Annotated in this window: 20 protein-coding genes and 1 tRNA gene; 9 read left to right on the top strand and 12 right to left on the bottom strand. The window is 67.0% G+C overall.

Annotated elements, in window-relative coordinates; translation table 11 throughout:
• Positions 1-34 precede the first annotated feature (34 nt).
• Together HBE64_RS02440 and HBE64_RS02445 are read left to right on the top strand one after the other, a co-directional pair.
• Positions 35-649, top strand: a complete 615-nt coding sequence (locus HBE64_RS02440; RefSeq protein ID WP_167097448.1) for a nuclear transport factor 2 family protein — start codon at positions 35-37, stop codon at positions 647-649.
• 35 nt (positions 650-684) lie between these two features.
• On the top strand, positions 685-1,488 hold the full coding sequence (locus HBE64_RS02445; protein ID WP_243841472.1) for an SDR family NAD(P)-dependent oxidoreductase: 804 nt from the start codon (positions 685-687) through the stop codon (positions 1,486-1,488).
• On the opposite strand, the gene HBE64_RS02450 is transcribed toward HBE64_RS02445, so the two are convergent.
• Together HBE64_RS02450 and HBE64_RS02455 are read right to left on the bottom strand one after the other, a co-directional pair.
• Positions 1,488-1,559, bottom strand: a tRNA-Thr gene (locus tag HBE64_RS02450). The genes HBE64_RS02445 and HBE64_RS02450 overlap by 1 nt on opposite strands.
• Before the next feature lie 45 nt (positions 1,560-1,604).
• On the bottom strand, positions 1,605-2,348 hold the full coding sequence (locus HBE64_RS02455) for a hypothetical protein (protein ID WP_167097452.1): 744 nt from the start codon (positions 2,346-2,348) through the stop codon (positions 1,605-1,607).
• Positions 2,349-2,475: 127 nt separating this feature from the next.
• Between HBE64_RS02455 and HBE64_RS02460 the strand changes: the two genes are divergently transcribed.
• Positions 2,476-3,195, top strand: a complete 720-nt coding sequence (locus tag HBE64_RS02460; protein ID WP_167097454.1) for a response regulator transcription factor — start codon at positions 2,476-2,478, stop codon at positions 3,193-3,195.
• A gap of 38 nt (positions 3,196-3,233) precedes the next feature.
• A complete protein-coding gene (locus HBE64_RS02465) occupies positions 3,234-4,667 on the top strand; it encodes a cell wall metabolism sensor histidine kinase WalK (protein ID WP_167097456.1) in 1,434 nt (477 codons plus the stop codon).
• Positions 4,668-4,677: 10 nt separating this feature from the next.
• On the opposite strand, the gene HBE64_RS02470 is transcribed toward HBE64_RS02465, so the two are convergent.
• Positions 4,678-5,082 (bottom strand): HIT family protein, encoded by a 405-nt coding sequence (locus HBE64_RS02470; protein ID WP_167097458.1) that lies wholly within the window; start codon positions 5,080-5,082, stop codon positions 4,678-4,680.
• Between the two features lie 117 nt (positions 5,083-5,199).
• Here HBE64_RS02470 and HBE64_RS02475 point away from each other — a divergent pair, with 117 nt between their 5' ends.
• Both HBE64_RS02475 and HBE64_RS02480 read left to right on the top strand, forming a co-directional pair.
• Complete coding sequence (locus tag HBE64_RS02475) at positions 5,200-6,429, top strand: glycosyltransferase (RefSeq protein WP_167097460.1); 1,230 nt, start codon at positions 5,200-5,202, stop codon at positions 6,427-6,429.
• Positions 6,426-8,411, top strand: a complete 1,986-nt coding sequence (locus HBE64_RS02480) for a glycosyltransferase family 39 protein (protein ID WP_167097462.1) — start codon at positions 6,426-6,428, stop codon at positions 8,409-8,411. The genes HBE64_RS02475 and HBE64_RS02480 overlap by 4 nt, the downstream gene beginning before the upstream one ends.
• 1 nt (position 8,412) lies before the next feature.
• Here the strand turns inward: HBE64_RS02480 and HBE64_RS02485 are convergent, their stop codons facing one another.
• From HBE64_RS02485 to HBE64_RS02525, 9 genes are all read right to left on the bottom strand, one after another.
• Positions 8,413-9,282, bottom strand: a complete 870-nt coding sequence (locus HBE64_RS02485) for an SDR family NAD(P)-dependent oxidoreductase (RefSeq protein WP_167097464.1) — start codon at positions 9,280-9,282, stop codon at positions 8,413-8,415.
• An 82-nt stretch (positions 9,283-9,364) separates the two neighbouring features.
• Entirely contained in the window at positions 9,365-9,793 is a 429-nt protein-coding gene (locus HBE64_RS02490; RefSeq protein ID WP_167097466.1) for a nuclear transport factor 2 family protein, read from the bottom strand.
• An 11-nt stretch (positions 9,794-9,804) separates the two neighbouring features.
• Positions 9,805-10,935 carry an NDMA-dependent alcohol dehydrogenase gene (locus tag HBE64_RS02495; RefSeq protein WP_167097468.1) on the bottom strand — a complete coding sequence of 377 codons (1,131 nt, stop codon included), beginning with the start codon at positions 10,933-10,935 and terminating at the stop codon, positions 9,805-9,807.
• A gap of 169 nt (positions 10,936-11,104) precedes the next feature.
• Positions 11,105-11,659: a nuclear transport factor 2 family protein gene (locus tag HBE64_RS02500; RefSeq protein ID WP_167097470.1), complete on the bottom strand. Its 555-nt coding sequence runs from the start codon at positions 11,657-11,659 to the stop codon at positions 11,105-11,107.
• Between the two features lie 2 nt (positions 11,660-11,661).
• On the bottom strand, positions 11,662-11,868 hold the full coding sequence (locus HBE64_RS02505; protein WP_167097472.1) for a ferredoxin: 207 nt from the start codon (positions 11,866-11,868) through the stop codon (positions 11,662-11,664).
• A 10-nt stretch (positions 11,869-11,878) separates the two neighbouring features.
• The gene (locus HBE64_RS02510; protein WP_208300636.1) at positions 11,879-13,225 is read right to left on the bottom strand and encodes a cytochrome P450; all 1,347 of its coding nucleotides are present in this window, start codon (positions 13,223-13,225) and stop codon (positions 11,879-11,881) included.
• A gap of 8 nt (positions 13,226-13,233) precedes the next feature.
• Positions 13,234-14,052, bottom strand: coding sequence for an SDR family oxidoreductase (locus HBE64_RS02515; protein WP_167097476.1), 819 nt, complete (start codon positions 14,050-14,052; stop codon positions 13,234-13,236).
• Complete coding sequence (locus HBE64_RS02520) at positions 14,052-15,266, bottom strand: cytochrome P450 (RefSeq protein WP_167097478.1); 1,215 nt, start codon at positions 15,264-15,266, stop codon at positions 14,052-14,054. Before HBE64_RS02520 ends, HBE64_RS02515 begins: the two co-directional genes overlap by 1 nt.
• Positions 15,266-15,859, bottom strand: coding sequence for a TetR/AcrR family transcriptional regulator (locus tag HBE64_RS02525; RefSeq protein WP_167097480.1), 594 nt, complete (start codon positions 15,857-15,859; stop codon positions 15,266-15,268). Before HBE64_RS02525 ends, HBE64_RS02520 begins: the two co-directional genes overlap by 1 nt.
• A gap of 174 nt (positions 15,860-16,033) precedes the next feature.
• On the opposite strand from HBE64_RS02525, the gene HBE64_RS02530 reads away from it, so the two are divergent.
• The 3 genes from HBE64_RS02530 to HBE64_RS02540 all read left to right on the top strand — a co-directional run bounded on the left by HBE64_RS02530 (position 16,034) and on the right by HBE64_RS02540 (position 19,187).
• Positions 16,034-17,500, top strand: a complete 1,467-nt coding sequence (locus tag HBE64_RS02530; protein WP_167097483.1) for an aldehyde dehydrogenase — start codon at positions 16,034-16,036, stop codon at positions 17,498-17,500.
• 83 nt (positions 17,501-17,583) lie between these two features.
• A complete protein-coding gene (locus tag HBE64_RS02535; RefSeq protein WP_167097485.1) occupies positions 17,584-18,336 on the top strand; it encodes an SDR family oxidoreductase in 753 nt (250 codons plus the stop codon).
• On the top strand, positions 18,333-19,187 hold the full coding sequence (locus HBE64_RS02540; RefSeq protein ID WP_167097487.1) for an NAD(P)-dependent oxidoreductase: 855 nt from the start codon (positions 18,333-18,335) through the stop codon (positions 19,185-19,187). The genes HBE64_RS02535 and HBE64_RS02540 overlap by 4 nt, the downstream gene beginning before the upstream one ends.
• Position 19,188 lies beyond the last annotated feature (1 nt).

Here is a 19,188-nt window from a genome sequence, read left to right on the forward strand (position 1 = left end):
AAAGCAACAGTTTCAGCAGATGAAAGGAAGTGTCATGAGCGAGACATTCACCCGCGACGAGATCAAGGGGTTCTGGGCCCAGTGGCTGGAAGCCAATCGGGAAGCCGAACGTGCCGGTGACTGGGGCGGCATGGCCGACCTCTACCTCGAAGACGCCACCTACGGCTGGATGTTCACCCCCGACGAACACTTCATGGCCATCGGCCGCGATGAGATCCGCAAGTGGGCGCTCGGGACCGAGATGTCGGGCCTCGACGGATGGCACTACGACTACATGGCGACCGTCATGGACGAGGAGAACGCCATGATCGTCGGCTTCTGGCGGCAGATGTCCGGGGTGCCCGACGAGAACGGACAGGAGTACGAGATCCGCGGGATCGGCGGCAGTTGGTTCGGTGTGGCCCGCGACAAGACCGATGGCAAGATCCGCATCGAGTGGCAGCGTGACTGGTTCGATCTCGGGTCGACCGCTCACACCTTCATCCAGGTCGCCAAGTCAGGTAAGGCGCCCAAGCAGTTCCTGGACCGCATCGGTATCCCCATGATGGACATGCCCGGCCGCTACAACTACGCGGATCTGCCGTCGACGCTGTGGCCGCCGCCAGTCGCCGCAGGTCGCTACATCACCCAGAAACCACTGGATAAGTAGTGCCGGCCCAACCACTTTCGGGGCAGGTGGCCCTGGTGACCGGTGCGAGCCGGGGTATCGGGGCCGCCATCGCCAGGCGGCTCGCCGCCGAGGGCGCCACTGTCGCCGTCGCCGCCCGCAGCCTGGACGAGCCCGCGCAGGGCGATGTCGGGGGCACGCTTCGGCAGACCGTCGCCCAGATCGAGGCGGCCGGCGGCCGGGCTGCGGCCGTCCATGTGGACCTCACCTCGCCGGAGTCACGCGCCGCGATGCACGAACGCGTCGTCGCCGAACTGGGGCCGGTGGACGTGCTGGTCAACAACGCGGCCACGGCGTTGTTCGCGCCGTTCACCACTATCTCGGAGAAGCGGCTGCGGCTGATCATGACGATCAACTTCTTCGCGCCAGTCGACCTGTGCCAGCGGGTGATTCCGGCCATGCAGCAGCGCGGCGGGGGCGCCATTCTCAACATCACCTCGCTGTCGGGCGACATCCCGGCCACACCGCCGCCCGACCCCATCTACCACCTGCAGGGCACTGCGTACGGGCCGTCGAAGGCGGCACTGAACCGGCTCAGCGAGGGGCTCGCGTCGGAGTACTACGCCGACTCGATCGTGGTGAATGCGCTGGCTCCACTCAAGGCCGTGCTCACTGAAGGGGTCAAGGCGACGATCGCGCAGGACGCGGTCGCCGCCGACGGTGTGCTCGAACCCGTCGAGGCGATGGCCGAGGCTGCGCTGGCACTGTGTACGAGTCATCGCGACGGGCTCAACGGCGGTGTCTACAAGTCGCTGCCCCTGCTGGAGCAGCTCGGCCGCGCGGTCCGCACCCTCGACGGCACGGAACTGCTGGAGGTCTGAGCCCCCTGTCAGGATTGAACTGACGACCTACGCTTTACAAGAGCGTTGCTCTACCACTGAGCTAAGGAGGCGTTGCGGGTCCCGCAGGGCCCCGCGCCGACTAACAGACTATCGGTTCACGACTCGTCGTCGTCGTGGACCAAGCTGTCGCTGCGGACGCGTTCTGACGAAATCGTCCGGGGCGCGGCATAACGCCGGCGACCCGGGATCGGGATCCGGTCGGCGATGTTGCTCAGCGGGTTGACCACCAGGCTCAGCGTGGTCACCGCCTCGCGCAGCGTCTCGATGGTGGGGGTCAGCGCCTCCAGCCCGGGGGTCAACCGGTTGAGGGTGTCAGCGACGTCAGCCAGCTGCTCCAACGGCCCGTTGCGGGCGGTCAGCTTGTCGATGAGCCCGTCCTCGGCCAGCAGCCGGTCGGCCAGACCTTCCTCGCCCAGCACCCGCTCGAACAGTCCGTCCTCGTCGAGAAGCTGATCCACCAGTCCGCCGGGTGCCAGCGCCCGCTCGAGGCCGCCGCCTTCGGCAGTCAGCCGGTCCAGGACGCCGTCCTCGGCGGTGATCCGGTCGATCAGGCCGCCGGGACGCATCAGCCGGTCCAGTGGACCGTCGGGTGCCAGAGCGCGGCCCAGGGGAGCGTCGTCGTCGAGCAGCTGCGCGATCTTGTTGGCGCGGGCCACCGCGTCCTCGAGCCCGAACATCTGGGCCACCGAGTTCGGTGAGGCCGGTACGCCGGCCTCACCCAGGGTGCGTCTGGTCAGGTCGAGGCCCGCCCGTGCGACGTCGAGCCCGGCCTCCGCGGCGGCCAGGCCGACCCGAACCGGGGTGGTGGCCAGCCCCACCAGCGTTTTCGCCAGGTCCATCCGGCAAGTGTATGGGCGCTCGGATGGCGTTACCGGCGGTATCGCGGAAGTATCAGCAATGCGACTCACAGGAAGCTCACAGTCGCCTGGCAGCATGACTGCACCACTGTAGGAGGAGATTGACAGCATGGCCGCTCCCTCAGTACCTGAAACCAAGCCCGAGGCACGAGTCCTCGTAGTCGACGACGAGACGAACATCGTCGAACTGCTCTCGGTGAGCCTGAAGTTTCAGGGCTTCGAGGTACACACCGCCTCCAACGGGCCCGCCGCCCTGGACCGCGCGCGGGAGGTCCGCCCCGACGCGGTGATCCTCGATGTGATGATGCCGGGCATGGACGGCTTCGGCGTGCTGCGGCGGCTGCGGGCCGACGGTATCGACGCACCCGCGCTGTTCCTGACCGCCCGCGACAGCCTGCAGGACAAGATCGCCGGGCTCACCCTCGGCGGCGACGACTACGTCACCAAGCCGTTCAGCCTCGAAGAGGTCGTCGCCCGGTTGCGGGTCATCCTGCGCCGGGCGGGCAAGGGCGTGGAGGAGCCACGCAACTCGCGGCTGGTGTTCGCCGACATCGAACTCGACGAAGACACCCACGAGGTGTGGAAGGCCGGCGAGCCTGTCTCGCTGTCGCCGACCGAGTTCACCCTGCTGCGCTACTTCGTCATCAACGCCGGCACCGTGCTGAGTAAGCCGAAGATCCTCGACCACGTCTGGCGCTACGACTTCGGTGGCGACGTCAACGTCGTCGAGTCCTACGTGTCGTATCTGCGCCGCAAGATCGACACCGGCGACAAGCGGCTGCTGCACACGCTTCGCGGCGTGGGATATGTGCTGCGGGAGCCGCGATAATCCGGCGCAGCGCGCTACCGCGCGCCGACAATACAACGATGTCGTCCGCCTATCGCCGAGCACTTCCCCTGAGGGTCAGCCTGGTCGCGGCGATGCTGCTGTTGGTCGGCCTCGGATTGTTGGCCTCCGGCGTCGCGGTCACCTCCACGTTGCGCCACGACCTCATCGACCGCGCCGACCAGACGCTGATCGACGCCTCCCGCGGCTGGGCGCAGGCCCCGCGCCGCAACATGCCGCCCCCCGACGAAGGACCAAACCCGGCCCGCCCGCCGTCGAACTTCTACGTCCGCGGCGTCGACACCGACGGCAACGTGTGGATGGCCGTCAACGACCGTGACGCCGAACCCGCACTGCCCGACGACAACAACGTCGGGGCCGTCCCGGTGACCATCGGCTCGCTGGAAGGGTCGCCGGTGCAGTGGCGGGCGGTGTCGGTTCGCGGACCCAGCGGCGAGCTGACCACCGTCGCGATCGACCTGTCCGACGTCCAATCCACCGTGCGCTCGCTGGCCTGGTCGCAGGTCGCCATCGGTACGGCGGTGCTGGTGGTCCTCGGCGTGGTGGGCTATTGGGTGGTGCACCGCAGTCTGCGCCCGCTGGTGGAAGTCGAGCGCACCGCCGCCGCGATCGCCGCCGGAGAGCTGGATCGCCGTGTGCCCGAACGGGATCCGCGAACCGAAGTCGGACGGCTGTCGTTGGCGCTCAACGGCATGCTAGCTCAGATCCAGAGCGCGATGGCGTCCTCGGTGGCCTCCGCCGACCATGCCCGCATGTCCGAGGAGCGGATGCGACGGTTCATCACCGACGCCAGCCACGAACTACGCACACCGCTGACCACCATTCGCGGATTCGCCGAGCTGTATCGCCAGGGTGCGGCCAAGGACGTCGAGATGCTGATGTCGCGGATCGAAAGCGAATCCCGCCGGATGGGTCTGCTCGTCGACGACCTGCTGCTGCTGGCACGCCTGGACGCCCAGCGTCCCCTGGAGCGCCGCCGCGTCGATCTGCTGGCGCTGGCCAGCGACGCTGTGCACGACGCGCAGTCGATCGCACCGAAGCGCACCATCACGATGGAGGTCTTCGACGGCCCCGGCATACCCGAGGTGCTCGGCGACGAGGCCCGGCTGCGCCAGGTGCTGGGCAACCTGATGGCCAATGCCCTGCAGCACACTCCGGAGTCGGCGCGGATCACCGTGCGGGTCGGCACCGCCGACGACGACGCAGTGATCGAGGTCGCCGACGAGGGACCCGGCATGACACACGAGGACGCTCAGCGGGTGTTCGAGCGGTTCTACCGCACCGACTCGTCGCGGGCCCGGGCCAGTGGTGGCACCGGGCTGGGTCTGTCGATCGTCGACTCGCTGGTGTACGCCCATGGCGGGCGGGTCACCGTGAGCACCGCCCCCGGCCAGGGGTGTTGTTTCCGGGTGAGCCTGCCGCGCATCGCCGACGTGCCCGTCGCGATTGGCTGAGACGCCCGCGTCAGCCCAGTTCGGCAAGCGCCGCTTTGATCCTGGCCTGCGCATCATCCAACGATTCCGGCGACGGGTTGCGGTCGACGTGGGCGAACCCGAAGTCGGCCAGGTCGTGGGCGGGAAACACGTGCACGTGCAGGTGCGGAACCTCGAGGCCGGCGATGATCAGCCCGGCCCGCTGCGCCCCGAAGGCCGCGCACACAGCCTTGCCGATCTTCTGCGAAACCGCCATCACCGAGTTGAGGACGGCTGGCTCGAGGTCCTGCCACTGGTCGACCTCGGCGCGCGGCACCACCAGGGTGTGCCCGTGGGTCATCGGTTCGATCGTCAGGAAGGCGACGACGTCGTCGTCCTCGTAGACGAAACGTCCGGGCAGCTCGCGGTTGATGATCATGGTGAAGACTGACGCCATGCCGCCCAGCATAGGAGAGGGCTCCGAGGTGTCTGCCGGGGAGCGCACGGCTGGCTCACAGCAAGCTGTCAGACGCGGCCCAGTCTGGTGGCAGCTAGGGGCGACAGCATCGTCGATATGGCCGACACCCTGCCGGGCGAGTTGACGACTGCTCAAACCCGCTCCGCAGGCGGTGACGCTGTCCACTACGTGCTCGACATCGTCGTTCCCGTCTACAACGAGGAACACGATCTGCCGGCCTGCGTGCACCGGCTGCACGACTACCTGAGCGCACATGTGCCCTACCGGGCGCGAATTGTCATTGCGGACAACGCAAGCACCGACACCACCCTGGCGGTGGCAAACGGATTGGCCGCCGAGCTTGCCGATGTCGCCGTGCTGCACCTGGATGCCAAGGGCCGCGGTGGTGCGCTGGCGACAGCGTGGCTATCGTCGCCTGCCGATGTGGTGGCGTACATGGACGTCGACCTGTCGACGGATCTCTCGGCACTGATGCCGTTGGTGGCCCCGCTGGTCTCCGGCCACTCCGACATCGCGATCGGCTCGCGGCTGGCGGCCTCGGCTCGGGTGGTGCGCGGCACCAAACGCGAGTTCATCTCCCGCGGATACAACTTGCTGCTCCGTGGGGCATTGGGCGCCCGGTTCTCCGATGCCCAATGCGGTTTCAAGGCCATGCGCGCCGACGTCGCGCGCCAGCTGCTGCCGCTGGTGGTCGACACCGGCTGGTTCTTCGACACCGAACTGCTGGTGATCGCCGAGCGCGCCGGGCTGCGAATCCACGAGGTGCCCGTCGACTGGGTGGACGACGCGGACTCCCGGGTGGACATCGTGGGCACGGCTATCGCAGACCTTCGCGGCTGCTGGCGGGTCGGGCGTGCCCTGGCCACCGGTGCGCTGCCGTTGCGCGAACTGCAGCACGCGCTGGGCCGCGAACCTCTGGTGCCCGGGGTGCCCCGAGGCATGGTCGGCCAGCTCCTGCGGTTCGGGCTGATCGGCATCGCCAGCACCATCGCCTATGCGCTGCTGTATCTTTCGCTGCACGAAGAGCTCAAGGCCCAAGCCGCCAACCTCACGGCGCTGCTGTTGACAGCCCTGGTCAACACCGCCGCCAACCGGGCCTTCACCTTCGGTATCCGGGGCCGGGCCGGTGCCGCCCGGCACCACCTGCACGGGCTGCTGGTGTTCGGATTCGGGCTGGCGATCACCAGCGGATCGCTGTACCTGCTGCACCGCTTCGACCCGACCGTGGACAAAGTCGTCGAGCTGTCGGTGCTCGTGGTCGCCAACCTGATTGCGACCGTCGCGCGGTTCCTGGCGCTACGTCAGGTGTTCGGCCGACCCCGATGACCGTCACCGCCGAACCGGCGCTCCTGGCCGACACCGCCGAAGCCGCCGAGCCGGCTCGCGTTCCGTGGCAGCGGTGGGCGCTGGTGGTGTTGCTGGCGGGCACCGCGGTGCTCTACGGGTGGGGGCTGGACCGCTCCGGGTGGGCAAACGCGTTCTATTCGGCTGCAGCGCAAGCAGGTTCGGTGTCCTGGAAGGCCTTCCTGTTCGGGTCGTCGGACGCCGCGAACTCGATCACCGTCGACAAGCCGCCACTGTCGCTGTGGCTGCCCTCGCTGGCGGTCCGCGTGTTCGGGCTCAACTCGTGGAGCATCCTGTTGCCGCAGGCTCTGATGGGTGTCGCATCGGTGGCGCTGCTGTGGGATACGGTCCGGCGCCGCTTCGGCGAGACGGCAGCGCTGACCGCCGGTCTGGTGCTGGCGCTGACGCCGGTGGCCGTCTCGATCTTCCGCTACAACAACCCCGACGCCTTGCTCGTCGTGCTGATGCTCGCCGCCGTCTGGGCGATGCTGCGGGCGATCGAAGACGGCCGGCTGCGCTGGCTGCTGCTGTGCGGCGGATGCGTGGGTCTGGGCTACCTCACCAAACAACTCGAAGTCGCGTTGGTGTTGCCGGCGTTAGCCATCGGCTACCTGTGGGCCGGGCCGCGGTCCCTGGCGATCCGGGGGTCACACCTGCTTGCCGCGCTGGGGGCAGCCGTCATGGCGGCGGGGTGGTGGGTGCTGCTGGTGGAGCTGTGGCCGGTTGGTGACCGGCCGTGGATCGGCGGCACGCAGCACAACTCGATCCTCGAGCTGACGTTGGGCTACAACGGCTTCGGCCGTCTCAACGGCGACGAGCCCGGCAGTGTCGGGGCCCTCGGCGTGAGCTCGTCGATACACCCCGGCGGGCGCACCGCGGCCCATCCGTGGGGGCAACCGGGTGTGGGCCGGCTCTTCGAGCCCGCCCAGATCGGCGGTATCGGCTGGTTGCTGCCCACCGCGCTGGTTCTCGCCGTGGCGATGCTGATCTGGCGGGCCCGCGCGCCGCGGCACGACCTTGCCCGCGCCGAGGTCGTGGTTTGGACGCTGTGGCTGGTGACCACCGCGACGGTGTTCAGTTTCATGGCCGGAATCTTCCATCCCTACTACACCGTCGCGCTGGCCCCGTCGATCGCGGCGATCGTCGGCATCGGAACGTCGGTGTGCTGGCAGCACCGCCACAACATCTGGGCCAGAGTGACATTGGCGGTGGCTGTGGCACTGAGCGTGCTCACCGCAAACCTGACGCTCACCGGCTCTGTCACCTTCCAGCCGTGGCTGCGGTGGGTGGTCGTCGCCGGTGGGGTGGTGCTCGGCTGCTGGCTGGTAGCCGGTGCGCCCTGGAGCAGTCGGCGCCTGATGGGGTACGTGATGCCTGTGCTGGCCGCGATGGTCCTGCTCGGTGGGCCGGCCGCGTACAGCCTCACCACTGTGTCCCATGGTAATTCGGGAGCTCTGCCGATCGCGGGGCCGGCACCGCACTTCGCGACCGCTATGACCAAGGGGGTCGCGGTCGTCCCGCGCGCTCAGATCACCGCCGCCGAGGGGCCCGGCTTTCTGTTGCCCGCCGGGGTTCCGGGGCACGCCGCCCATCTGGTGGGTTGCTCGCTGCTGGACTCTGGTGAACCCGATCCTCAGCTCGTCGGACTACTCGACGCCCACGCCGACGCCTACACCTGGGTGGCGGCAACCATCGGATCCACCTGTGCCGCAGGCTATCAGCTGGCGACCGGACACCCGGTGATGCCGATCGGTGGATTCAACGGCACTGATCCGGCCCCGGCGCCGGATCAGTTCCTCCGCTTGGCGCTGTCCAAACGGATCCACTACTTCATCGTCACCAATGCGATCCATGAGGACAAGTGGGGTCATCTCGACACCAATGCCTTGATCCAGCAATGGGTTCAGCGTAACTTCACCCCGATGCGGGTGGGGCGGGTGGAGGTCTACGACCTGACCCGATAGGTCAGGTGAGCATCGCGGCGATCTCGTCGAGCGACCATGGCGGCGAGTCGTGATGGTCGCGGTAGCCCAGCAGGCTCGGTGCGGGGCGGTCGAAGCGGCCGACGAAACCGCCTGCGGCGATGAAGATCTGGCCGGTCACCGCGGCGGCCAGATGGCTGCACAGATAGGCGTAGGTCGGTGCCACATACTCCGGCGGTGCGGCGTCCAGCGCCCCCTGTGCACTGACCTCGTCGAGCATGCCGCGTCTGCGGAGGGTGGCGATCTGCTCCTCGTACTCGGTTCCGGTGGACAGCCGGGTCTTGGCCCCCGGGCACACCACGTTGGCGCGCACCCCGTGCTCGGCCAACTCCGCGGCGAGCGCCATGGTCAGCGCGTTCACCGCGCCCTTGCCCGCCGGGTAGCCGGTGCCGCCGTAGTCGCCGAGGAAAGCGAACGAACTGGTGTTGACGATGGATCCGCGACCACGTGCCGCCATCTTCGGGGCGGCGGCCCGGCATGTGGCGAACACGGTGCCCAGGTGGACGTCGATGAGGTCGCGGAACTGCTCGGGTGTCACGTCGAGGATCGACGAACCAGGCGGTTCCGCCGTCCCCGCGCAGTTGACCAGAGCATCGATTGCACCGAACTCGTTCTCGCACAACGCGATCAGCTGCTCTGCAACGCAGCCGTCGGCAGCCGATCCGGCATGGGCGACGGCCCGGCCGCCGGCTTCGGTGATGGCTACCACCGTGGCGGCGACGGCGTCGGCGTCGCGGCCGTTGACCACGACACCGGCGCCGTACTCGGCGAGCTTGGCCGAGACGGCGGCGCCGATCCCGCGTGACCCACCGGCGACGACGACGCCGAGGCCGGCTAGCGGCCCGTCACTCACCGTCAGTGGGGGCCTGGGTGAATGAGGCGGTCCCAGCTTCCCCTGACCTCCGCCGGCGCTGGCGCGCCAACTCCGGTCAGCCTCACTGAACCGCCTGACCGAACTGCATTCCGTCCATGTTCCAGTAGCCGCGCATATTGACGATCAGACCTTCGTCGTTGACGCGGTAGGTGAACACCCCGCGTACGGTGCTGGTCAGCCCGCCTTCGAACTGGCTGCGCAGCACCAGGATGTGCGCCACCTCCAGCGGTGAACTCGACGGGAAGGTTTCCTCGCAGGTGACCCGCAGGTTGTTGATCGCGATATTGGTGTCGTAGAACGCCGCGACGGCCTCCTTGCCGCGAACGCCCAGGCCGTCGGGGTTGGTGATGGCCTGGCCGATCGGGTCCTCGATCACGACGTCGTCGGCCATCAGGCCCAGCCAGCCCTCGCGGTCGTGCGACATGACCGCACGCCACGAGGCCTGAGATGCCGCCAGGGCCGGGGGGATGTCAGTTGTCTTCTGCGACATGACGACTCAGATCAGCGATCTTCGTCGGTGTAGCGGATGACGCCGCGGATGTTGCGGCCCTCCAACATGTCCTGGTAGCCCTCGTTGATCTGCTCGAGGCGGTACTGGCGAGTGACCATGTCATCGAGGTTGATCCGGCCCGCCTTGTACATCGACAGGATCTGCGGGATGTCGTAGTGCGGGTTGCCGCCCCCGAAGATTGTGCCCTGCAGGTTCTTCTGCATCAGGGTCAGCATCGCCAGGTTCAGAGTGACGTTGGTGTCGAGCATGCTGCCGATGGCCGTCATCACGCAGGTGCCGGACTTGGCGGTGATGTTCATGTAGTTGTCGACGTCGGCACCGTGCACCTCGCCGACGGTGACGATCACCTTCTTGGCCATGAAGCCCTGGGTGACCTCGGCGATCCCGCCCATGGCCGACTCGATGTCGGGGTAGACGTGGGTGGCGCCGAACTTCAGCGCCTGATCGCGCTTCCATTCCACCGGGTCGATGACGAAGATGTGGCGGGCACCGCTGATGACCGCGCCCTGCAGCGCCGACATGCCGACGCCGCCGACGCCGACGACCGCGACGTCTTCGCCCGGCTTGATCTGCGCGGTGTGGGTGGCCGAGCCGTAGCCCGTGGTGACACCGCAGCCCACCAGGCAGGCCACCTCGAAGGGGATCGACGGATCGATCTTCACCACCGAGGATTCGTGCACCACCATGTAGGGCGAGAAAGTGCCCAGCAGCGTCATCGGGAAGACCGGCAAGCCGTCGGCGGTGTGGATGCGGTGGGTGCCGTCGGAGATGGCCGTGCCGGCCAGCAGACCCGCACCCAGATCGCAGAGGTTGCGCAGCCCGGCCTGACACGACGGGCATTTACCGCAGGACGGGATGAAGGACAGCACCACGTGGTCGCCCACGGCGACGTCCTCGACACCCTCGCCGACCTCGACGACGACGCCGGCGCCCTCATGGCCGCCCAGCACCGGGAAGCCGAACATCGGGATGCCGCCGGTCACCAGGTGGTGGTCGGAGTGGCACATGCCCGAGGCTTCCATCTGGATCTTGACCTCGCCTTTAGCCGGGTCCCCGATCTCGATTTCCTCGATCGCCCATGGCTGGTTGAACTCACGGATGAGTGCACCTTTTGTCTTCACTGCGAACCTCCACTCGCAAACCCATCCCCGGTGAGTTCCGAGGATGCCGGCGTGGCCGGATGGTCAATCAAGGACAAGTTAGAACGTGTTCCTGTTCTGCGGTCCATTATGACCTGTGTCACGCCCGCGGTGTACCGCGGGGCGGGATACTTGACAGGTGTCGAGAAAATTACCAGATCGGGACGGGAGCTTCGCCGATCGGGTAGTAGCCCGGTAGCTTCTCGCCGGCCAGGCTGCGCTCGATTCGCTCAGACATTCCCTTGGACAGCTTGCCGTCCTGCATCAGCTTCAAATACAGCTTCTGCACGTGGCCGAAGTCGAAGAAGTCGCGCTGCCATTCGATCTTGGCAACCCCGTCCTGGTCGACGAGCCGGAACCAGCTTCCGCCGATGCCGTAGATCTCCGAGGAGTTGCCGTCGGCATCGGTGGCGACCTGCTTCCAGAAGCCGACGACCTCGCCGATCTTGTCGTCGATGATCACCTTCTGGTACGGGTAGCTCCAGCCGTCCAGGCCGAACATCTCCAGACCCAGTGCGATGTCGCGGATCTCGTCGATGCCGACGCACATCACGTCTTCCTTCGGGCCGATATTCCAGCCGTAGGTGGCGTCGGCGGTGTAGAAGTCCGCCAGCCCGGTCCAGTCGCCCTTCTCCTCGGCGACCCGGTTGGCCTCCAGCCAGCGCTCGACGAAATCTTCCAGCACCTCACGGGGCAACGACGGCATTGTCAGTCCTTTTCTCGAATGGATAGTGCTCGGGTGGGACACATTTCGACGGCAAGCTCGATCTGCGCGCGTGCCTCGTCGGGGGGTTCGTTGTCGAGGATCTCGACCGGTCCGCGCTTGGGCACCCGGAAGTAGTCGGGTGCCTCCAGCTCGCACATGGCGTGCCCCTGGCACAGGTCCTCATCGAGTTCCACGCGGTAGCTGCCCATCGTCTGACTCCTAGGAGGTGCGCTTGCGGTAGCGGACGCGGGCCGGGCGGGCCAGCTGGACGACCATCTTGGAGTGGTCGTTCTGGTAGCTGTCCGGTTCCTGCGCCATCTCGAACTCGTACTCGCGCAACAGGACCGAGAAGATCGCCTTGATCTGCATCTGCGCGAATGCCGCACCGACGCAGCGGTGGCGGCCGGCGCCGAACGGAATCCAGGTCCAGCGGTGCAGGACGTCGGCTTCCATCGGTTTGTCGTAGCGGGTGGGGTCGAAGCCGTCCGGGTCGGGGAAGTCCTCCGGGATTCGGTTCGAGATGGCGGGGGAGGCCGCCACCAGGTCACCCTGGTGGATCGGATAGCCCTCGACCTCGAACTCGCCCTTGGCCACCCGCATCAGGATGATCAGCGGGGGGTGCAGCCGCAGCGTCTCCTTGAGCACGTTCTCCAGTTTCGGAATCTGGCGCAGCGCATGGAAACTCACCTCCTGACCGTCGGAGTACAGGTCATCGAGTTCCTGTTGCACCTGGGCGTACACCTCGGGGTGGCGCAGCAGCTCGATCAGCGTCCACGACGAGGTTCCCGAACTGGTGTGGTGCCCGGCGAACATCAGCGAGATGAACATGCCGGTGATCTCGTTCGCCGTGAACTGGGCGTTGCCGTCACCGTCCTTGATCGACACCAGGACGTCGAGCAGGTCGCGGTCGCTCTTGTCCTTGGGCGGGTTGGCGATCCGCTGGTCCATGACGCCCTGCACCAGCTCGACCAGTCCCGCGCGGGCTTCGTCGCGGATGCGGAAGCTCTCGATGTCCAGGTACGGGTCCACGTAGCAGAGCGGGTCGGTGCCCCGCTCGAGCAGGTGGTAGTAGTTGGCGAAACGCGAGTCCAGCTGGTTGCGGAACTTCGGTCCGATGAGGCAGGCCGTGGAGGTGTAGATGGTCAGCTCTGCGAAGAACTCGAGCAGGTCGATTTCGCCGGAGTCGCCCCAGTTTTCGATCATCTTGCGCACTTCGCGCTCGATCGTGACAGCGTGGCCCTTCATGTGGTCGCCGCGCAGTGCGGTGTTGTGCAGCATCTCCGCGCGACGCTCGGGGCTGGCGTCGAACACGACACCCTCACCGAAGATCGGCGTCATGAAGGGGTAGGCCTCGGCCTGGTCGAGATCCTCGTCGGAGGACCGGAAGAAGAACTCGTTGGCCTCGGCACCGGTCAGCAGGATGACCTTCTTGCCGGCCAGCTGGAACCAGCCCACGTCTCCGCACTCCTCGCGGATCCGCTTCATCAGGCCGATCGGGTCGGTGCGGAACTCCTCGAGGTGGCCGTGTTCCTCCTCGCCGCCCGAAACCCGCCTTACTTCTTTCAGAGAGCTGGTCACGATTCCTCCCGATACTTCAGTTGTTGACGTTCTTTGGGCGCGTCGGACAACGGCGCCTCCGGCTGCACTTCGATCGACACGATGAACCCGCCGCGCGGGGTCTCGGCGACGAAGGAGATCGCGCGGGCCAGATCGGCTGCGCGCAGGAAGTAATCGTGGCGGGCTTGGCCCCACTTGGCCCAGTCCTCCAGCGCCGGGCCGATCAGCTCGCCCGGGAGGCTCCAGCCCATCGAGGTCTTGGTCGGGCCGGGGTGGACGATCGACGCACGGACGCCGGTGCCCTCCAGCTCCATCTGCAGGTTGGTCACCATCGCCACCAGACCGGCCTTGGCCGCGCCGTAGGCGCCCATATGCGGGCGCTGCCGCAGCGACACGTCGGAACCGACGAAGATGACGTCACCGCGCTGCCGGTCGATCATTCCGGGTAGCACCGCATTCGCCAGGCGGAAGGCACCGACGAGGTGGATCTGCAGCTGGGAATCGAAATCGTCGGGGCTGATCTCGTAGAGCCGGCCGAAGTAGGTGTCACCGGCGCCGGCCACGAGCACCTCGATCTCACCGAGTGCCTCGGTGGCTCCGTGCACGAATCCCTTGACGGAGTCGGCGTCGGTGACGTCGAGCGGAAGTGCCACGGCCTCACCGCCGTTCGAGCGGATCTGGTCGACGAGCTCCTGGCACTTCTCGACACGGCGGGCGCCGAGGGCGACCGGGAAGCCGCGCGAGGCCAACTCGAGTGCGGTCGCCGCGCCGATGCCGGACGATGCGCCGGCGACGAGAGCCGGCCGGCGGGCTGGGTTCGGTTCGAAACGGGGCATCAGGCCTTCTTCACGGTGATCGGCACGTTCGCGAAACCGCGGACGTTGCTGGAGTGGACACGGACCGCATTGGCTTCGTCGATCTCGTAGGAGCGGATGCGTTTGAAGAACTCCTCCAACGCCATCCGGGCCTCCATCCGGGCCAGGTGCGCGCCGAGGCAGAAGTGCGCGCCGGAACCGAAACTGAGCAGCTTGGAACCGATGTCGCGGCCGATGTGGAAGGCGTCGGGTTCGTCGAATACCCGCTCGTCACGATGGGCGGCACCCGGTACCAGCAACAGCACGTCACCGTCATGCAGGGTGGTGCCGTAGTACTCGATGTCCTTGACGACCGTGCGGGCCAGGATCTGGCTGGAGGTGTCGTAGCGCAGTGTCTCCTCCACCCACAGCGGAACCCGCGAGTGGTCGGCGTGGACGGTAGCCAGCTGATCGGGGTTCTTCCAGCCCCAGAAAGCGGCATTGCCAAGCAGTTTGGTGGTGGTCTCGTTGCCGGCGACGACCATCAGGAACAGGAACGCCATGATCTCGTCGTCGGTCAGTCGGTCGCCGTCGATCTCGGCTTCGATCAGGGCTGTCGTCAGATCGTCGTGCGGCTTCTTACGGCGCTGGGCCACCATGTCGGCGTAGTAGACGAACAGGTTGATCGAGGCCTCGATGGCGGCGGGGGGGACGTCGGCCACCCCGTCGTCGCGGTGCATCACGCCGTCGGCCAGCGCACGCAGGTGCTGACGGTCCTCCTTGGGCACCCCGACGAGCTCCGAGATCACGTCCATCGGCAGCTTGCCGGCGAATTCGGTGATGAAGTCGAAGCTTTCGCTCTCCAGGGCGGCGTCGAGGTGCTCGGTGGTCAGTTGCAGCACGCGGGGCTCGAGCTCGCGGATACGCCGCGGCGTGAACCCTTTGGACACCAGGGTGCGCAGGCGCAGGTGGGCGGGGTCGTCCATGGCCAGAAACGACATGGTGCGGTGCGCTTCAGGCGTGCGGGAGATCGGGTCGAGTGACACCCCGAGCTTGTTCGACAACGCGACGGTCTCACGAAAAGCCTTGTGCACGTCGGCATGCCGTGTCAGCGCCCAGAAGTTGCGTTCCTCGTTGCGGTACAGCGGCGCCTCGTCGCGCAGCCGCTTGTAGTACGGATACGGGTCCTCGTGGAAGTCGTAGTCATACGGGTCGAGGACCAGCTCGACGGGCCGTTCTCCGGTCGCAGCGGGCATCAGTTTTCGTCTCCCAGAATCAAGCCGACCACGTAGGACATCCGGTCGGCAACTTGGTGATAGGTCAGGGTGCCGCTGCCGGCGTGCACGAGCGCGCCGTAGTACGTCATCTCCAGCGCCGAGACGATCCGCGGATCGGAATCGGGGCCGAGCGCGGACTTGATGCGTTTGTGGATCTCGGCGCCGATACGGTCACGCACCGGGCGCACCCCGGCGTCGTTGGACAGCACGGCGGTGGTGCAGGCGACCGCCACCTCGGGTTCGTCGGCGATCACCAGTGCCAGGCTGCGCAGCGCCTGCTCCACCCGGCGAAGTCTGGTGTCGTTGACATCGGTGAAGAACGGCGCCTGCTTGACCAGGTCGAGGTACACCTCGGCGATCAGATGGTTTTTCGACGAGAAGTAGGTGTAGGCCGTCGCCGGTGCGACCTTGGCCCGCGCCGCGACCGCACGCACGGTCAGGTCGGAGTAGGACGTTTCCCGCAGCATTTCGACGCCGGCGCGCAGCACTTTGCGGAAGGTCTCTTCCTGGCGGCGGTTGCGCGGAACGTCGGAACCGTCACGTGTGACGGCTACCACGGTATCGCTGGACACATGTCCAAGATATCGGTGCAGGCGTCGGATAAGCAAGCGCAGCGGTCAAAGTACCTGTTCAGTGGCTATGTATCGGCGTAGCCGGGAAGGACCTTGCACCGCGCCCGGGTCTACGACTAAGGTTCGACTGACTAATTCTCGGACATGTGTCCAACGAAAAGGCGGGAGTCGCGGATGGCGATAGCAGCCGACAACAGCAGCGATCTCTTCATCGACGGGAAGTTCGAAGCGGGCGGAAACGGCCGGTATCCGACGATCAACCCGGCGACCGAAGAGGTGCTGGGCACGGCCGCCGACGGCGATGCCGCGGACATGGACCGGGCCATCGAGGCCGCGCGCCGCGCCTTCGACACCACCGACTGGTCGACCAACACCGAGCTGCGGGTGCGCGGTATCCGGCAGTTGCGCGATGCGATGAAGGCCAACATCGAGCAGCTGCGCGACCTCACGATCGCCGAAGTGGGCGCCCCGCGGATGCTGACGTCGGCGGCCCAGCTCGAGGGCCCGGTCGACGACCTGTCGTTCAGCGCCGATACCGCCGAGGCCTACGAGTGGCGCCAGGATCTCGGTGTCGCCGCCCCGATGGGTATCAAGACCCAGCGCACCATCGCGCGGGAGGCCGTCGGTGTCGTCGGCGCGATCACCCCGTGGAACTTCCCGCATCAGATCAACCTGGCCAAGCTGGGCCCCGCGCTGGCGGCAGGCAACACCATCGTTCTCAAGCCCGCGCCCGATACCCCTTGGTGCGCAGCAGTTCTCGGTGAGCTGATCGCCGAGCACACCGACATCCCGCCGGGCGTGGTCAACATCGTCACCTCCGACGACCACTCGGTGGGCGCGCTGCTGTCCAGCGACCCGCGGGTGGACATGGTGTCGTTCACCGGATCCACCAACACCGGGCGCGCGGTGATGGCCGCCGGCGCCGCCACCATCAAGAAGGTGTTCCTGGAACTCGGCGGTAAGTCGGCGTTCCTGGTGCTCGACGACGCCGATCTGGCCGGGGCCTGCTCGATGTCGGCATTCACCGCCTCCATGCATGCCGGACAGGGCTGCGCGATCACCACACGTCTGGTCGTCCCGCGGGCCCGCTACGACGAAGCGGTCGAGGCAGCTGCCGCGACGATGGCCGGCCTGGCCCCCGGCGACCCGAACAACCCTGGAACCATCTGCGGCCCAGTCATTTCCGAGCGACAGCGTGACCGGGTGCAGTCCTACCTCGATCTGGCGATCGAGGAGGGCGGCCGGTTCGCCTGTGGCGGGGGCCGGCCGGCCGGCCGGGACACGGGCTTCTTTATCGCACCGACGGTGATCGCCGGGCTGGACAACAACGCCCGGGTGGCGCGCGAGGAGATCTTCGGGCCGGTGCTGACGGTGATCGCCCATGACGGCGACGACGACGCGGTCCGGATCGCCAACGACTCGCCGTTCGGTCTGTCCGGCAGCGTGTTCAGTGCCGATCCCGAGCGCGCCCAGGCGGTCGCCAACCGGCTGCGGGTCGGCACCGTCAATGTCAACGGCGGTGTCTGGTACTCCGCGGACGTGCCGTTCGGCGGTTACAAGCAGTCCGGCGTCGGCCGCGAGATGGGCCTGGCCGGCTTCGAGGAGTACCTCGAACTGAAAGTCATTGCCACAGCCGTGTAGGTCATGCCGAGTGGCCACTTGTGACACGCGAATCAGTGGAATGCGTGCGCTAACTGGCCACTCGACCCGAGAGAGGAACGCACATGGGACAGTTTGACGAGAAGGTGGCCATCGTCACCGGTGCCGGCGGCGGCATCGGGCAGGCCTACGCCGAGGCGCTCGCCCGCGAGGGAGCGGCCGTCGTGGTCGCCGACATCAACATCGAGGGCGCGCAGAAGGTCGCCGACGGCATCAAGGGCGAGGGCGGCACCGCGCTCGCGCTGCCCGTCGACGTCAGCGACCCGGTTTCGGCCAAGGCGATGGCGGATCAGACGCTCGCCGAGTTCGGCGGGATCGATTACCTGGTCAACAACGCCGCGATCTTCGGTGGGATGAAGCTGGACTTCCTCATCACCGTCGACTGGGACTACTACAAGAAGTTCATGAGCGTAAACCTCGACGGCGCGCTGGTGTGCACCCGCGCGGTCTACCGCAAGATGGCCAAGCGCGGCGGCGGCGCGATCATCAACCAGTCCTCGACCGCGGCATGGCTGTACTCGAACTTCTACGGGCTGGCCAAGGCCGGGGTCAACAGCCTCACCCAACAGCTCGCCACCGAGCTCGGCGGCCAGAACATCCGGATCAACGCGATCGCGCCCGGCCCGATCAACACCGAGGCCAACCGCACCACCACGCCGCAGGAGATGGTCGCCGACATCGTCAAGGGAATTCCGTTGTCCCGCATGGGTGAAGTCGACGACCTGGTGGGCATGTGCCTGTTCCTGCTGTCGGATCAGGCCAAGTGGATCACGGGCCAGATCTTCAACGTCGACGGCGGACAGATTTTCCGCTCATGACGGCCGGCGACGTGAAGGTCGGCTACATCGGGCTGGGAAACCAGGGCGCGCCGATGGCCAAACGGCTCACAGCGTGGCCCGGCGGGCTGATCGTCTTCGACGTCCGGCCCGACGTGATGGCGCCGTTCGCCGAACTCGGGGCCACGCTGGCCGGCAGCGTCGCTGATGTCGCGAACGCCGACGTCATCGAGGTGACCGTGCTCAACGACGAGCAGGTGCGCGATGTGGTCGCCCAGCTCGCGGAGCACGCCAAGCCCGGAACCGTCATTGCCATCCACTCGACCATCGAGCCGAACACGGCCGCTGAATTGGCTGAGCAGTTGCGGCCCAAGGGTATTCACATCGTCGACGCACCGGTCAGCGGCGGCGCCGGTGCTGCTGACAAGGGTGAGCTGGCCGTCATGGTCGGCGCGGACGACGACGCGTACGAACGGGTCAAGCCGGTGTTCAAACAGTGGGCCTCATTGGTGGTCCGCGCCGGTGAGCCGGGCGCCGGCACCCGGATGAAGCTGGCCCGGAACATGTTGACCTTCATTGGTTTTGCCGCCGCCTGCGAGGCCTCCAGGCTGGCCGAGGCGGCCGGAATCGACCTGCAGAAGCTCGGCCGGGTGGTCCGGCACAGCGACGCCCAGAGCGGCGGTCCCGGCGCCATCATGGTCCGCGACGACACCGCACCGCTGGAGTCCGATCACTTCATCTACAACATGTTCATCCACACCCGCGGGCTGGCCGAGAAGGATCTGAAGTTGGCTCTGGGCCTGGGCGAAGCCACCGGCGTGGAACTGCCGCTGGCCGAGATCGCGCTACGAGACCTGGCCGCCGGGCTGGGCGTCCCCCACACGAAGGAGTGAC

Origin of the sequence: Mycobacterium sp. DL592, from assembly GCF_011694515.1 — a bacterium.
In the GTDB taxonomy this organism is placed as follows: Bacteria; Actinomycetota; Actinomycetes; order Mycobacteriales; family Mycobacteriaceae; genus Mycobacterium.